At 59.2% G+C, this 15,513-nt stretch carries 16 protein-coding genes; 14 read left to right on the top strand and 2 right to left on the bottom strand.

The window, feature by feature from the left end:
* Positions 1-16 precede the first annotated feature (16 nt).
* The 11 genes from nifE to ACPLPM_RS03875 all read left to right on the top strand — a co-directional run bounded on the left by nifE (position 17) and on the right by ACPLPM_RS03875 (position 11,204).
* Entirely contained in the window at positions 17-1,396 is a 1,380-nt protein-coding gene (gene nifE, locus ACPLPM_RS03925) for a nitrogenase iron-molybdenum cofactor biosynthesis protein NifE (RefSeq protein ID WP_424358939.1), read from the top strand.
* The gene (locus ACPLPM_RS03920; protein ID WP_424358938.1) at positions 1,393-2,772 is read left to right on the top strand and encodes a nitrogenase component 1; all 1,380 of its coding nucleotides are present in this window, start codon (positions 1,393-1,395) and stop codon (positions 2,770-2,772) included. The genes nifE and ACPLPM_RS03920 overlap by 4 nt, the downstream gene beginning before the upstream one ends.
* Position 2,773: 1 nt before the next feature.
* A complete protein-coding gene (locus tag ACPLPM_RS03915; RefSeq protein ID WP_424358937.1) occupies positions 2,774-3,082 on the top strand; it encodes a 2Fe-2S ferredoxin in 309 nt (102 codons plus the stop codon).
* A 12-nt stretch (positions 3,083-3,094) separates the two neighbouring features.
* Positions 3,095-3,715, top strand: a complete 621-nt coding sequence (locus ACPLPM_RS03910; RefSeq protein ID WP_424358936.1) for a Fe-only nitrogenase accessory AnfO family protein — start codon at positions 3,095-3,097, stop codon at positions 3,713-3,715.
* A 185-nt stretch (positions 3,716-3,900) separates the two neighbouring features.
* A complete protein-coding gene (gene modA, locus ACPLPM_RS03905; protein ID WP_424358935.1) occupies positions 3,901-4,764 on the top strand; it encodes a molybdate ABC transporter substrate-binding protein in 864 nt (287 codons plus the stop codon).
* A gap of 21 nt (positions 4,765-4,785) precedes the next feature.
* Positions 4,786-5,598 (top strand): ABC transporter permease, encoded by an 813-nt coding sequence (locus ACPLPM_RS03900; RefSeq protein ID WP_424358934.1) that lies wholly within the window; start codon positions 4,786-4,788, stop codon positions 5,596-5,598.
* A complete protein-coding gene (locus ACPLPM_RS03895) occupies positions 5,585-6,295 on the top strand; it encodes an ABC transporter ATP-binding protein (protein WP_424358933.1) in 711 nt (236 codons plus the stop codon). The genes ACPLPM_RS03900 and ACPLPM_RS03895 overlap by 14 nt, the downstream gene beginning before the upstream one ends.
* Positions 6,296-6,304: 9 nt before the next feature.
* Positions 6,305-6,718, top strand: coding sequence for a tetratricopeptide repeat protein (locus ACPLPM_RS03890; RefSeq protein ID WP_424358932.1), 414 nt, complete (start codon positions 6,305-6,307; stop codon positions 6,716-6,718).
* A gap of 259 nt (positions 6,719-6,977) precedes the next feature.
* A complete protein-coding gene (fdhF, locus tag ACPLPM_RS03885; protein WP_424358931.1) occupies positions 6,978-9,038 on the top strand; it encodes a formate dehydrogenase subunit alpha in 2,061 nt (686 codons plus the stop codon).
* Positions 9,039-10,193 carry a Coenzyme F420 hydrogenase/dehydrogenase, beta subunit C-terminal domain gene (locus ACPLPM_RS03880; protein ID WP_424358930.1) on the top strand — a complete coding sequence of 385 codons (1,155 nt, stop codon included), beginning with the start codon at positions 9,039-9,041 and terminating at the stop codon, positions 10,191-10,193.
* 102 nt (positions 10,194-10,295) lie between these two features.
* Positions 10,296-11,204 carry a class I SAM-dependent methyltransferase gene (locus ACPLPM_RS03875; protein ID WP_424358929.1) on the top strand — a complete coding sequence of 303 codons (909 nt, stop codon included), beginning with the start codon at positions 10,296-10,298 and terminating at the stop codon, positions 11,202-11,204.
* 133 nt (positions 11,205-11,337) lie between these two features.
* Here ACPLPM_RS03875 and ACPLPM_RS03870 read toward each other — a convergent pair whose 3' ends face one another.
* Both ACPLPM_RS03870 and ACPLPM_RS03865 read right to left on the bottom strand, forming a co-directional pair.
* Complete coding sequence (locus tag ACPLPM_RS03870; protein ID WP_424358928.1) at positions 11,338-11,979, bottom strand: FmdE family protein; 642 nt, start codon at positions 11,977-11,979, stop codon at positions 11,338-11,340.
* Between the two features lie 80 nt (positions 11,980-12,059).
* Positions 12,060-13,106 (bottom strand): hypothetical protein, encoded by a 1,047-nt coding sequence (locus tag ACPLPM_RS03865; protein ID WP_424358927.1) that lies wholly within the window; start codon positions 13,104-13,106, stop codon positions 12,060-12,062.
* Positions 13,107-13,368: 262 nt separating this feature from the next.
* Between ACPLPM_RS03865 and ACPLPM_RS03860 the strand changes: the two genes are divergently transcribed.
* The 3 genes from ACPLPM_RS03860 (at position 13,369) to ACPLPM_RS03850 (ending at position 15,466) form a co-directional block, all read left to right on the top strand.
* The gene (locus ACPLPM_RS03860) at positions 13,369-13,980 is read left to right on the top strand and encodes a hypothetical protein (RefSeq protein WP_424358926.1); all 612 of its coding nucleotides are present in this window, start codon (positions 13,369-13,371) and stop codon (positions 13,978-13,980) included.
* A 96-nt stretch (positions 13,981-14,076) separates the two neighbouring features.
* The gene (locus ACPLPM_RS03855) at positions 14,077-14,280 is read left to right on the top strand and encodes a TOBE domain-containing protein (RefSeq protein ID WP_424358925.1); all 204 of its coding nucleotides are present in this window, start codon (positions 14,077-14,079) and stop codon (positions 14,278-14,280) included.
* A gap of 70 nt (positions 14,281-14,350) precedes the next feature.
* Entirely contained in the window at positions 14,351-15,466 is a 1,116-nt protein-coding gene (locus ACPLPM_RS03850; protein WP_424358924.1) for a putative sulfate/molybdate transporter, read from the top strand.
* Positions 15,467-15,513: the final 47 nt, after the last annotated feature.

Raw genomic sequence — 15,513 nt, 5'->3', positions numbered from 1 at the left:
GAGGAGGATATGAAACTTGAACACGGACTGTACAGTGTCTACGAACGCGCTGATCGAGGAACGCCAGGACTCTATCCAGACAAAAGGTAAGAACAAGGGCCATATCAGCTGCACCAGCGACAGCCTCGCAGGCGCCGTCAGCCAGCGGGCCTGCGTCTACTGCGGGGCAAGGGTAGTCCTGAACCCCGTGACGGACGCGGTCCACCTGGTGCACGGGCCCATCGGCTGCGCCACATATACGTGGGACATCAGGGGAAGCCTGTCCAGTGGCTCCGAGATGTACAGGAACAGCTTCTCGACCGACATGAAGGAGAGAGACATCATCTTCGGGGGCGAGCAGAAGCTGGCGGCCTGCATCGACGAGATCGTGGCTAAGTACAATCCTCCGGCAGTATTCGTCTATTCCACGTGCGTCGTCGGAGTTATAGGCGACGACCTCATCTCCGTCTGCAAAGAGGCGGCCCTCCGCCACGGCATCGACGTCATACCGGTGGAGTCGAGCGGCTTCAAGTCGGGCAATAAAGTGGTCGGCTACCGCGCGGCCGCCGAAGCCCTGATGAAGCTGATCAAGCCCACGGAAGGCCAGGTTATAGAGCCGACAAAGAAGCTGAACTTCCTCGGGGAGTACAACCTCGGAGGCGAAATGTGGGTCGTTAAAAGGTACCTGCAGGAGATGGGTATCGAGATCAACGTTGCTTTCACCGGTGATTCGACCGTGGCCGCCCTGAAGCAGGCGCCGGGAGCGTGCCTGAACCTGGTGCAGTGCACCGGGTCCATGCACTATGTAGCCAGCCAGCTGGAGAAGGTGTACGGCATCCCGTACCTGGACGTGAACTTCTTCGGCGCGGAGAACACCGCCGAGTCGCTGCGCAAGATTGCCGCCTTTTACGGCGATGAAGAGATCAGACGCCGGACTGAGGCGCTGATCGAGAGGGAGACCGCCCGTATCAGGCCGGTCCTTCTGAAGTATAAGGAAAAACTTGCGGGCAAAAGAGCCGCGATCTACGTGGGAGGAGCCTATAAGGCAGCGGCCCTCATCCGTCAGCTCAAAGAGCTCGGCGTGGAGATCGTCGTCACCGGCACCCAGACCGGCAAGAAGGAGGAGTACGAGAACCTCAGCAGCCTCCTCTCGGACGGCGCCATCCTCGTCGACGACGCCAACCCGGCGGAGATCGAGAAGTTCCTCCGGGAGATGCAGGTCGACGTCATGGCCGGCGGCGTCAAGGAGAGAGTGCTCGCCTACAAGCTCGGCGTCGGGTTCATCGACCACAACCACGACAGGAAAGAATGCCTGGCCGGGTTCGAGGGAGCCGTCAACTTCGCCAGAGAGGTATATACGACGGCTTGCTCGCCCGTCTGGAAACACCTAAAGGCGCCCCAGGAGGTACGCTTATGACCGACAAAGCCAGGATGGTCAACGAGAACCAGTGCCAGATGTGCATGCCGCTGGGCGGGGTGCTAGCGTTCAAAGGCGTGGAAGGCGCCATGCCTCTGGTCCACGGCTCCCAGGGCTGCAGCACCTACATGCGGCTGGCCAGCGTGGAGCACTACAACGAGCCGATCGATATCGCTTCCTCGTCGCTCAACGAGAAGCAGACGATCCACGGCGGCGAGGGAAACCTGCGCAAAGCCCTGGACAACGTCCTCAGGATATACCAGCCGAAAGTCCTCGGAGTGGTGACCACCTGTCTCGCGGAGACGATCGGCGAGGACATGCAGCGGATGATCAAGGGGTACGTGGAGGGGCGGAACCTGAAAGGCGTGGACATTATACCTGTGAACACTCCCAGCTACGCCGGCAGCCAGTCAGAAGGGTTCTGGGCAGCGACAAGGGCGATCGTCGAGTACTATGCCCGGCCTGGCGGGAAGCACGATGGCGTAAACGTGATCATCCCCCACATCAGCCCTGCAGATATCCGGGAGATCAAGCGCATCCTGGACCTGACAGGCATCGAGTACACGCTGCTGCCCGATTATTCCATGACACTGGACCGCCCGTATGGGGGGCAGTACACCAAAATTGCCCCGGGAGGGACCCGCACTGCGGACATCGCCCGGATGACAGGCGCAAAGGCCACCATCCAGTTCGGCACCACGTGCCCGGAGGAGCTGTCGCCTGGACGGTACTTGCAGCAGGAGTACGGTGTACCATTGATCAATTTGCCGCTGCCGATCGGCCTGGAGAACACCGACCGGTTCACTGAGGCGCTCGGGCAGCTCACAGGCCTGCCTGTACCGGATACACTGGTCATAGAGAGAGGCTGGCTGCTCGACGCCATGGCCGACGCCCACAAATACAACGCCGAAGGCAGGCCGGTCATCTACGGCGAACCCGAGCTGGTCTACGCCTTTGCCAGCGTATGTGCCGAAAACGGGGCTTATCCCGCAGTCGTCGCCACCGGCACCAGCAGCAGCCAGCTAACCGCCCGGCTAAGGCTGCTGCTGGCGGAAGCAGACAGAAAATCTGTGCTTCTGGAAGAGACCGACTTCACGGCCATAGAATCTGCGGCAGTATCAACTGCCGCCAACATTGCCATCGGCCACTCGGGCGGGAAGTACCTGACCGAGCGGCGGGGCATCCCGGTGGTGAGGATGGGCTTCCCGATCCACGACCGGATCGGCGGACAACGGATCCTGTCGGCAGGCTACGCCGGCACGCTGGCGTTCCTGGACAGGTTCACGAACGCGCTGCTAGAGCAGAAATATGCCTCGTACAGGCAGCTGAAAAGAGAACAGCTGCTGGATCATATTTCAATCGAAGGAGACCAGTAACATGCAGAAACCATCCAGACACGTATTCATTTGTACAAGTTCCAGACACACAGGCCAGCAGAAGGGCTTCTGCCACTCTAAAGCTGGCGTAGAAGTCTTGCAGAAGTTCATGGAAGAGATCGAGATGCGCGAGCTTGGGGGCGAAGTATTCGTCAACAATACCGGCTGCTTCGGCATCTGCGAGAAGGGGCCGATAGTAGTCGTGTACCCGGATAACGTATGGTATAAGTCGGTCACGTCTGATGACGTGACAGAGATCATAGAATCGCACATCGAAGGTGGCAAAGTAGTGGAACGCCTGGCATTTTAGACAGGGGGAGAAATGGTCAAGGAAGTCGCAGTATTTCTGGACGCCGAAGGCACCAGCGCATCGCTGAGCGATCCTGGAAAAGTCGTCGTCTACCGGCGGGCCAATGGCTCCTGGGAGATCGATCGGGAAAAGCAATTTTCCATCGGCCACGCCCGGGGAATGCGAGAGCTCCGCCTGGGCATGAGCGATATGCTGCAGTTCCTGGCCGGCTGTAAGATCATCGTCACCCGCTCGGCCACGGGAGTCCCGTACTTCGAGCTGGAAAAGGGCGGCTGCAGCGTGTGGGAAATTACCGGCAGACCGGAGGAATTTCTGGACCAGGTATGGCAGGATGAGGAGCGAGAAAACCTCGCCGTAGAGCCAGAGGCCCCCGCTGCCATCCCTGTGCCAGAGGAGACCTCCCCCGGCCACTATTTCATCTCCATCAAGGCGATGCAGGAGAAAAATGCCGGCGTCAGCAGTAAGCAGGTCCTCCTCCAGTTCGTGCTCGCGGGGAACTTCAAGTCGCTGGCCGTCGTCTGCAGCCACGTGCCCCCGTGGATAGAAGCTGAGGCGCTGAGAGCAGGCCTTGCCGTCGAAACAGAGAAGCTGGGCAAAAGCGAGTTTAAGGTCAGGGTCGTCAGAAACTGCTGAGCTGCCACAGAAGAACCGGGAGCGGGAGGGCTATCCGCCCTCCCTCCAGCTTCGGGTTTAGCTTATACAGGGATTCTGCGGTACAGGGTATCCGGTTAATATTCGTTTAAACATATTGTTAAACTTTTAAGTATTGTTTAACAAATGTTAAATATGAAGAGCTAAATTAAGTAAAAGGTGACTCAATGACCAATAGGAAACCAGTATATATTGCATCAATCATCATACTGATAGCATTGTTGATAGCCATACTAGTAGCCGGATGCACAACCCCGGCACCGACGGCTCATACTGCGACGCCGACAGTAGCGCCGACTCAGGCGCCGGTCCAGAAAACTGATCTGACGGTCTTCGCGGCCGCATCGCTCAAGGACGCATTCAACGAGACGGAAGCGAGCTTCGAAGCCACTCACCAGGACGTCAATGTCGTCTACAACTTCGACGGCAGCCAGGCGCTGAGAACCCAGATCGAGCAGGGCGCTACCGCAGACGTGTTCGCCTCCGCCAGCACCTCGCACATGAACGCCCTGAAGAACCAGAGCCTGATGAACAACTCGACAGTGGTTAACTTTGCAAACAACAAGCTTGCCGTCATAGTGCCCCGGGAAAATCCGGCAGATATCAGTACTATGTCTGATCTGGCGAAGCCCGGCGTGAAAATCGTGATCGGCAACAAGGACGTGCCGGTGGGCAGCTACACCCTCCAGATCCTGGATAAGGCAGCCAACAACTCCACGTACGGCCCTGACTTCAGGACCAAGGTGAAGGCTAACGTAGTATCCGAGGAGACCACGGTCAACTACGTCGTCTCCAAGGTAGCGCTGGGCGAGGCTGACGCAGGCTTCGTGTACGTATCGGACGTGCCCGCGGAGTACAGGGCCAAGGTCACGGTTGTCACGATCCCGGACAGCCTGAACGTCATCGCAGTGTACCCGATCGGCGTGGTCGGCGAATCGAAGAACCAGGAGGATGCTAAGGCCTTCGTCAACTACGTAAAGTCTGACGATGGCAAGGCGATCCTCCAGAAGTATGGGTTTACCCCAGTTTAGAGACACGTACACGGTGACAACATGAGAAGAGTAGGGAAATTGTACAGTCTGCCGGCTCTTCTCGTCATTTTATTTTTCGGCCTGATAGTGCTCTTCATCGCGCTGCCTATCCTTTCGCTGTTTATCAAGACTTCTCCAGACTCGTTCCTGCGGTCGCTGGACGCCCCGTTCGTCCTGGACGCGCTCAGGCTGAGCATCATCACCTCGGTGGTCACGATGCTGATCGTCATCATCTTCGGCACACCGGTGGCCTTCGTCAACGCCAGGTACAGGTATCCGGGCAAGGAGCTGATCGACACGATCATCGATCTCCCCGTCGTGATACCGCCGGCAGTGGCGGGCATCGCCCTGCTCATGGCGTTCGGCAGGAGAGGCGTGCTGGGGCAATACCTGAACTTGTTCGACGTCACCATCGCGTTCACTACCGTTGCCGTGATCATGGCCCAGGTCTTCGTAGCCTCGCCGTTCTACATCAGGCAGGCCCGGACCAGCTTCGAGGACGTGGACCGGTCGTACGAGCACGCGGCGAGAACGCTCGGCGCAACGCCGCTCCGCACGTTCGTTTTAGTCACGGTGCCGATCGCCCTGAACGGCCTGATCTCCGGGGCGATCATGACCTGGGCCAGGGCGCTGGGCGAGTTCGGCGCCACGATCATGTTCGCCGGCAACTTCCAGGGGGTTACCCAGACCATGCCGCTGGCCATCTACACGGCCATGCAGGGGGATCTGGACGCTTCCCTGGTCCTGTCTATCATCCTGGTGATTATCTCGTTCGCGGTCATTGCGGCCGTTAAGATCCTCACCAGAAGGAGGCTCATCCATGATCAGAATTGACGCGAACCGGAAGCTGAGAGACTTCACCCTGGACGTGAAACTCACCGCCGAAAGCGGAGAGACTCTGGTGCTCATGGGCAACAACGGCTCCGGCAAGACCACCGTGCTCAACCTGGTGGCGGGCCTCATGACTCCCGACTACGGCAACATCGAGGCTGACGGGAAGAAGATGTTCTCGTCAGAAGAGGGCATCGACGTCCCGCCGGAGCGGCGCCACGTCGGCTACGTATTCCAGAACTACGCGCTGTTCCCGCACATGAGCGTCTTCGACAACGTAGCCTTCGGGCTGCGGACGAGAAAGACACCTGAGGACAAAGTCCGGCACAAGGTCAGGGAGGAGCTGGAGCCGGTCGGCATGTGGGAGCTGAAAGATGTCAAGGCGGCGAAGCTCTCTGGCGGCCAGAAGCAGAAGGTGGCACTCGCCAGGAGCCTGGTGATCAGGCCGACGGTGCTCCTGATGGACGAGCCCCTGAGCGCGCTCGACGCCAGGACGCACGCCATGGTCCGGGATAGCCTGCAGGTGAGGCTGAGGAAAGATAAGATCACGACTGTGGTGGTCTTACACAGCCTGTGCGACGCGCTGGCGCTCGGGGATAAGGCCTGCGTGATGGACCGGGGGCAGGTCGTGCTCTCGGGTAAACCGGGGGACATTTTAAAGCAGGGGCAGGGCCAGTTTGTAGATAACCTGTTTGGATGAGGGATGTACATGGAAGACAGCGAGATGACAGTAGAGGGTTACCGGAAAATCCTGGAGACAGATCCAGATAACGCCGAAGTGAAGAAAGATCTTGCGGATATGCTTGCCGACGAGGACAGGCTCGAAGAGGCGATAGCGGAGTACCAATCATTGATCTGTCTTACTCCGGACGACCCCTGTGCGCACTTCGGCCTCGGTGACGCTTACTATAAAGCGGGCCGGGTGCCTGAAGCCATCGCCGCTACCGGGGAAGCCATGAGGCTCAGGCCCGGGTGGCCATTCTACCATAACAGGATGGGAAAGCTGCTGGAAGCCGCCGGGGACAGCGACAGGGCGGTTGCTCAGTACGCCAGAGCACTGGAGCTGAAGCCCGATCTGCAAGAAGCTGCAGTCGGCCTGAAGCGGCTGAAGTACCAGAAATGAGATAACCGTCTATATATTGCGCGCACGGCTGGAACAAATAGTATTTACGGTTACGGAAAGGATTATGCAACATATATTAGTTACCAACTAAAAAAAAGTAACAATAACCAGTAACGCTTATATATAGCGCTCTTTCAACACTTTTTTAACCTCCGCTTTTCGGCAGATCAGCGCGGACGGAACTCGAATACAGATTGGCGGTATGTGAAAAACGGCGGTATCCGGTTTGCCGAACGTAACTGACTAGGAGGATGAATAAGTGAGTCAAGCAAAGCTAAAGTACGTGCCGACTACCTGCCCCTACTGCGGTGTAGGCTGCGGCCTGAATCTGGTCGTCAGCGACGGAAAGCTGGTAGGCGTCGAGCCCTACAAGCGCAGTCCGGTGAACGAAGGCAAGCTCTGTCCCAAGGGGGCGACCTGCTGGGAGTTCGTCCAGAGCCCCGACCGGCTGACGAAGCCGCTGATCAAGAAGAACGGCAAGTTTGAGGAAGCCTCGTGGGACGAGGCCCTGGGCCTCATCGCCGCGAAGTTCAAGGAGACCTCCGAGAAGTTCGGCCCGAAATCGATGGGCTTCCAGGTTTCCTGCCGCACCCCGAATGAAGACTGCTACATCATGCAGAAGTGGGCGAGGGTCGCCTTCAAGACCAACAACATCGATAACTGCGCCCGCATCTGCCATGGCCCGTCAGTAGCAGGGCTCTCGCTCTCGTTCGGCTCTGGCGCAGCCACGAACCCGTTCGAAGACGTCCTGAACTCCGACATGATCGTCATGTGGGGATCGAACGCCGTCGAGGCACACCCGCTGGCAGCCAGGCGCATAGTGCAGGCGAAGAAGAAGGGCATCCCCGTCATCGTGGTCGACCCGAGGTATTCCCCCACCGCGAGGCTTGGAGACGAGTGGATTCAGTTCAACCCGTCCACCCACATCGCGCTGATCAACTCCATGATGTACTGGATCATCAAAGAGGGCAAGCAGAGCAAGGAGTTCATCGAGAAGCGGACCAAGGGCTTCGAGGACCTCAAGAAGACGGTCGAGAACTACGCCAACGTGGAGCACATCACGGGCGTGCCCACCGAGAAGGTCAAGGAGTTCGCTCTCAAGTACGCATCGGCTAAGAACGCCGTCATCATCTACTGCCTCGGCATCACCGAGCTGACCACCGGCACGGACAACGTGCGGTCGCTGGGGAATCTATCCATGCTCTGCGGCAACATCGGCAGGCCGGGCGTCGGCGTCAACCCGCTCAGGGGCCAGAACAACGTCCAGGGCGCCTGCGACATGGGCGCATACCCGAACGTCTACTCCGGCTACCAGAAGTGCGAGGTGGCGGACAACCGGGCGAAGATGGAGAAGGCCTGGGGTGTCACCGGACTGCCGGACTGGTACGGTGCGACCTTGATCGAGCAGATCAAACAGTGCGGCGAGCAGATCAAATCCATGTACATCCTCGGCCTGAACCCGGTCGTTACGTATCCGGACTCCAACCTCGTCATGAAGCAGCTGGAGAAGCTGGACTTCCTCGTCATCCAGGACATCTTCTGGACCGAGAGCTGCAAGTACGCCGACGTCGTGCTGCCCGGCGCTTCATTTGCGGAAAAGGACGGCACCTTCACCAGCGGCGAGCGGCGCATTAACCGCGTCCGCAAGGCCGTAGAGCCGCCCGGAGAAGCCAGGGCCGACTGGGAAATCTTCGTCATGCTGGCGCAGAAGATGGGCCTCAAGGGCTTCGACTTCAAGTCCGCCCAGGACGTCTGGGACGACATGCGGGCCTGCACGCCGAACATGTTCGGAGCCTCCTACGCCAGGATGGAGAAGCCCGAGTCGATCCACTGGCCCTGCCCGGCGCTCGACCACCCGGGTACCCCGATCCTGCACAAGGACAAGTTCTCCTCCGCAGACGGCCTGGGCACGTTCTTCGGCTTAGAGTACCGCCCGCCGGCAGAGGTGGCCGACGGAGCCTTCCCGTTCACCCTGATGACCGGCAGGCTGATCTTCCACTACCACAGCAGGACCCAGACCGGGCGCTGCCAGGTGCTGGACTACGAAGTGCCCGAGGCCTACGTACAGATCAACACCCAGGACGCCAGGAGGCTGAACATCAAGGAAGGAGAAAAGATCAAGCTGCTCAGCCGGCGTGGCGAAGTGGAGAGCCTGGCCCGTCTGACCGACGGCATCGCGCCGGGCGTGCTCTACATGACCATGCACTTCGGCACGGGCTCCGTCAACAACCTCACCAACACGGCGCTGGACCCGATGTCCAAGATGCCGGAGCTGAAGCACTGTGCGGTTAAGATTCAGAAGCTCACGGGGGTGAACTAAATGGTTAAGAAAGGTGAAATGCTCTACGCCTGGACCACCGACCTCGGCCTCACGAAGAAAGCGGAGTGCGGCGGTGCAGTCTCGGGGCTGCTCAAGTTTGCGCTGGAGAGCAAGGCTGTCGAAGCGGTCCTCGCCGTGAAGAAGGGTGTCGACCTGTACGATGCCGTACCGGCACTCGTCACCGACCCGGCAGAGATCGACCAGACGGCGGGATCGCTCCACTGCGGAACTGTCCTCCTCTCAAAGCTGATCAACAGCTACGTGCCATCGATGAAGGAAAAGAAGGTAGGCATCGTCGTCAAGGGCTGCGACATGATGGGCCTGCTCGAGCTCGCGAAGCGGGGGCAGGTCAACCTGGACAACGTCCTCATGATCGGCGTGAACTGCGGCGGATCGGTCAGCCCGGTGCCGGCCCGGAAGATGATCGCCGAAAAGTACGGCGTCAGCCCGGATTCGGTCGTGAAGGAAGAGATCGACAAGGGCCAGTTCATCATCCAGACGGCCGACGGAAACCATAAGGGAGTGTCCATGGACGAGCTGGAGGATACCGGCTACGGTCGCAGGACCAACTGCCGCCGGTGCAAGGTGAAGATCCCCCGCCAGGCAGACATCGCCTGCGGTAACTGGGGCGTCATCGGCGACAAGGCATGCAAGGCCACCTTCGTCGAGGTCTGCAGCGACAAAGGTGCCGACCTGGTGACAAAGGCGGTCGCCGCGAAGAAGATCTCCGTGGAGCCGGCCAACCCCAAGGGCATCGAGATCAGGGCCAAGATCGAGGGCTCCATGCACAAGCTCGCGGACAAGTGGCGCATGAGGGACTTCAGCATGCTCGCTCCCCACCTCTGGAGAGACCTGGACAAGGAGACCTCGCGGTGCACGAAGTGCTATGCCTGCATAGACAAGTGCCCGGTATGTTTCCCGGCCGCAGACAGGCTGAAAAAGCCGTCCATCATGGTCCGCAGGGGTACCCTCCCGGTCGATCCGATGTTCCACCTCCGCCGCCTCGCGCACATCTCGGACTCCTGCATCAACTGCGGGCAGTGCGAGGAGTGCTGCCCGATGGAAATACCGCTGGCCCTCTTCTCCCACGCGATCCGCACGGAGGAAGACAGCTTCTTCGACCCGAAGCTGGGGAAATCAGAGTATACCAATTAAGAAACAGAAGTTCCACAAAGTACACCAGTAGACTTCTGTATAATTATGGCGGGCTGCTACCCGCCTCCTTTTTTTATAAACAGTTTCAGGGTATGGGCACGCATGGAAACGGGGGGAAGCCTTATCATTCTCACAGGCAACGCCTGTATGACAGGCATCATTACTCCGAGGATGACAGACATGCTCAATCTGGACTGGAAGGCGCTCTGGAACGCAGCGCAGCAGGGCTCGCTGATGGACAAGTCGCAGCCTGACGAGGACAAGTGGCTGGCCTTCTGGGATGGCGAAGCTGCGGCCTACCTGGCGAGGGTGAAGGCGGAAGAGCGAGTCTACGCGGGCATTGTAGAGTACCTGCGCAGGGAGGGAGTTTTTCGGGAAGGGGACCGTGTCCTGGACATCGCCTGCGGCCCGGGCACATATACGCTCCAGTTTGCTCCCATGGCTCAAGAAGCGACAGCCCTCGATATCTCTGGCAGGATGCTGGCCGAGCTGGTGAAGGAAGCCTGCGAGAGACGGATAGGTAACATTAGGCCCGTACAGTCGGCGTGGAGCGATTACCGCGAGCCGGAGAAATACGATCTGGTCTTCACCGCCCTCTCTCCGGCGGTCACCGGCCCCGGCGAGTTTCTTAAGATGGAGGCGTTTTCCTCGCGCAGCTGCTGCTACGTCACGACGGGAACGGAAGAGCAGTCCCGGACCAGGCACGACCTGTGGAGGATACTGGCGGGCGTCGAGAAGGGCAGGAAGGAGTTCAACATAGCGTATCCCTTCAACCTGCTGGTGAGCATGGGCCGCAAGCCGAACGTCCGGTTCTTCGACTACAGGTCAGGCGAGCGGATGACAGTCGAGCAGCTGACCGAGTACTATGCGAAGTTCTTCGGGAACTTCATGGAGATCGACGAGGAGAAGAGAGCCAGGATCGCGGCCTACATGCAGTCGATCTCCTCCGGAGGCTACTGCGACAGCTGGAACAAGAAGTCCCTGGTCGCGCTCTACTGGGACGTGCCCTAGGAGTAATCCGATAAATATCTCTAAAGTTGTAAGCCCGGAGCGCTCGGCCATTGCCAGCGAGCCCGGGATGGAAAACGATCGCTGCGCTGTGACCGACTGGTTATCTCGCCGAGCAGAGATACTCATTCTGCCGCTACCAGCCCCGGCCGTACTCGTCGAAGCACTCGAGGCAGACGATTTTGCCATCCTTGAGCCGGGCCCGGGATTCTGCCATCTTTTCCCCGCAGGCCTCGCACCTGACGCTGGTGAACAGCCTGGCCCGCTCCGGCACTTCGGGCTCTACCTGCTTTACCACGAGGAGCTCTTCATCTGGCATGTGGAGCATCATGTCGTACACCACGGCAGACCTGCGCTTCACTTCGGCGGCCTCTTCCTCGGTCGCCTCTCCCCGGATGACCTTGCCTCGCAGCTCGTAGTATAATGGGTCTATTTTGCTCACCTCGAAGCCCGGGGCCTCGGAGATTCTCACCGCCTTTCCCGTGTCCCGGTTGATGAAGACGAAGGCCATCTTGCCGCAGTCTTTGAAGATGAGGCTGCCTTTGCCGAGCGTGCAGCCGGTGACCGCCTGGATGGCGTCGACGGCGCAGGTATCGTTCAGCGTGATCGCGACGATCTCCTCGTCCGTAGTCCTGTCGAAGCCCAGCTCTTCCATGGCCCGCTTAGCCACGCGGTACCCGAGCACGATCTTCGGGCACACGTGCCCGTGGAATCTGACGGCTTCGCTGAATGGCGGTACCTTAGGTTTCCTTTTCCGGGCGGCAGTACTGGGCGACATAATTTAGTTATATCGAAGGTGACCGCTAAATATCTGGCGGCTTTATAAAAATGGTTAAGTCCGGCGACAGCCGCTGTCGATCACAGCGGCCACGCCCGGTTCATCAGCTGGGTGCCCGGCAGGGTCATCTTCATCGCGTCGTTGATGAACTCGAACTGCGTAAACGGAACCAGTGCGTTGAGAGGCGTGATGTATGTCGGATAGGAGGTCACACCCGTGAAAGCCTTGTCGGTAGTGCTCCGGGCCACCGTGTTCATGAGGAAGCGCTCGAACCCGGTCATGTTCTGGACCTTGCTCCGCTGGGCCTTCGACGGGCCCGACGGCCAGGACAGCTGGGCCGAAAACGGCTTGTTCTGCTGGTGGTAAAGCGGTTCGCCAGGCTTGATGATGTCAGGAGTGGGTGTGGCGGCGGGCTTGACGCCGGTACTACGGGAAGAGGCGTTCTGCTTAGAGGCGTTAGCGGATGAAACATTCGACGTCCCTGCAGCATCGCTATTGTTTACGTACCCCATGCTGGCGTTCAGGCTGTTTTTGATGACGGGCTCGAAGGCGATGGTGCTCCGGGATTTGTTGCCCTGGGTGCCGTTCGGAGAAGCCGTTTTGTCCGGCACCGCCCCTACGCTGACGGGAGAAGTGGGCGGCAGTAAGCTATTAAACGGAATCATCTGGGGGTAGATCATGCCGGAGCCGAAGAAGGTGCCCGTAACAAAGGGGTCCCCGATAACCGTACCCATAAAGCCCATCCCGATGTGGGTCGGCAGGATCAGGTCGGAGGTGGCGGTGGAAGTATAAAAGCCGGTCTGGCTCCCCAGCACCGTGCCGGCTGCCGTCTGCGCCAGGGCGATGCCGCCCCCGGGGGTGCCGCCCAGAGTGAAGGCTTCCGTATCGGTAGCCACGTTATCGGCAGTATGAAACAGGGTCTGTCGGGTGTTGGTGAAGTAGCTCTGGTTCTGCACGAGGATGGGCGGGTTACTTCCCACCCACAGCTCGAACATATCCTCGGTGTAAGCAAGCACCGGGACAGGTATCACTGAGCATATCACGATAATGAACAGGACAGCCAGAACTACGCATTTACCAATGCTCGAAGAAGCTCTGCCACAGGCTTCGCTCGCCCGGTCTTTCATTTGACACTACCTCAACACCTTTTTTACCCATACTAACACTGATAAGCCAAAGTATTATAGGTTCACACATTTTACTGCGGATGAACCGGCCGATTCCCAGTCTGATCGTGAAATAGTTGACTTCATGCCCCCGGATAATCATCTTTAATTAGCAGCCACGGCTCAGCCCTGCCCAAGATTGCCCGTCTTCGGCAGCTTTTCGCTCTTACGTCGAAATAGCCTTTTTGCGATTAAAGGCCAGTTTCAACCGCGGGGGATTCTGGTGCTCAAAACAGTTAAGATCATTCTAATTGCGGCGACTATTGTCATGGCCCTGGCAGGCCAGGCGATGGCCCAGGGGGGAGATTCTGCCGGTAACACCGGAGCTGCCGGTACGAGTAAAGATACCTCCGGGGGAGGGGCTAAAGCCGCCGAAAGCAAGAGTACTATCACGCCTGCTGCAGGGGCTAAAAGCGCCCTGCCCAGTAAGACAGCCAGCCCTGTCGAAGCGCCTGTTACTGGCTCGATGGGACGGGTCTACACCGGCGGCTGGTCTGGCCTGGGCGGGGGCTTCATCGGCGACTTCGGGCCGCAGTACAACACTTACCCCTGCGGCTTCGGCATGGAGAGCTGGAACCTGTTCGGGCCCCTGGGCATGTTCGGCCAGTACGGGATGTACGGCCCCACCGGCATGTATGGGCCGGCCGGGCCCAGCTTCGGCAGCGGGCTCGGCTTCGGAGGGATCAGCCCGGACGACCCCTGGAGGATCTACAAGGGGTACAACATAGCAAGAGCAGCTCCGGCTGCGAAACCACCAGCGACAGCCACAGGCCAGAAAGCCGGGGCCGGCTCGAGGGGAGGGAGCAACGCTACGACACAGGGGATAGCAGCGTAGCCGGTTTCCAGTATAACTGTAAACCCTATACCTCGCTCTATACGTTAGTTAATCATTAATAGCTACGTGCCGACGTTTCACCGGGAGATCACAGCTATGAAAGTAAGCGCACGTAATAAGCTCACAGGTACGGTCAAGGAAGTCACCCTCGGGGCGGTCATGGCGATCATCAAAGTCCAGGTCGGCGACAATATCATCGAGTCCGCCATCACCAAAGACGCCGTGCAGGACATGGATTTGAAGGCAGGCGATAAGGTCACGGCGATGATCAAATCAACCTCGGTCATGATCATGAAGTAAGCCCGGGCAACTACAAGTGGTAGCAGCAAGAGACAAACGTTATCTATTTTTACGGCGTACCCGCCAGTGAATGGCCTCGCCGAAGTTCACGCTGCCCGAGTTTACCGGATCCCTGGCCGATCTGGGGACGATCATCCCGTTCATCCTCATCGCCGTCAGCGTGACCGGCATGAAGCTGGGGCCTATCCTGCTGGCCTTCGGGCTGTTCTACGTGGTATCCGGGCTGATCTACCGGCTGCCCGTAGCCGTAGAGCCGCTGAAGGCCGTCGGGGCCATCGCAGTCTCCTCGAGCCTGACCCAGGGGGAAATCGTGGGCGCCGGCATCTTCGTGGGCCTGTTCTTCCTGCTTCTGGGCGTCACCGGCCTCATAGACAAAATCGCTAAAGTGTTCCCGATCAGCCTCATCAGGGGTGTCCAGCTCGGGCTGGCGCTGGTGCTGCTGGTCAAGGGCGGCCAGTACATCATGGGCGACCTGTACCTGGGATTGCTCGCCGTCGGGCTCTTCGTCTTCGCCCGTTTCGTGAACCGGCGCCACAGCAACCTGAACTTCCCGGGGGCGCTGCTGGTCTTCATCATAGGCATCGCCTACGGGTTCTACGTCTACGGAGTGCCGCCGGTGCAGCTCAGCATCCCTCTGGACATTTACCTGCCCACGGCAGGCGACCTCGTCAAAGGCGCCTATAAGGCAGGTATCGCCCAGCTTCCGCTCACGCTGACCAACGCCATCCTGGCGACCAGCCTGCTGGCCTCAGACCTGTTCAGGGAGAAGGTCTCGAACCGCAGGCTTTCGACCACCATCGGCGGCGCCTGCGTGGTCGCCCCGCTCCTGGGCGGCTTTCCCATGTGCCACGGCGCGGGCGGGATGGCTGCCCACTACCAGTTCGGGGCCCGGACCGGCGGGGCCGACGTCATGATCGGAGCGCTGTTCATCGCCCTCTCCTTCGTGGCCACTTCCCCGATGCTCGCCCTGGTACCGGCGGGGGTCCTCGGCACGCTGCTGTTCCTGGCAGGATGGGAGATGCTGCGGAACGCGGTGAGGACCGACAGAATGCTCGTTACTGCTGCGGCAGGCGTGGTGATGCTGCTGGTCGATCCGACCGTCGGCCTCGGCGCCGGCATCGCCATGTTTCTCCTCTCGAAACTGTTCAGGCCCGAAGGCTTGCCGTCTCCGTGGTATAAACAATAGTGTTAAACATCTGGCGATAGTTTATCGATATTTTTTTATAGCTGCCG

The organism is Methanocella sp. MCL-LM (assembly GCF_049676595.1).
In the GTDB taxonomy this organism is placed as follows: Archaea; Halobacteriota; Methanocellia; order Methanocellales; family Methanocellaceae; genus Methanocella_A.
The sequence above is the reverse complement of the archived record's forward strand: the minus strand, read 5'-3'. Positions and strand labels throughout refer to the sequence as shown.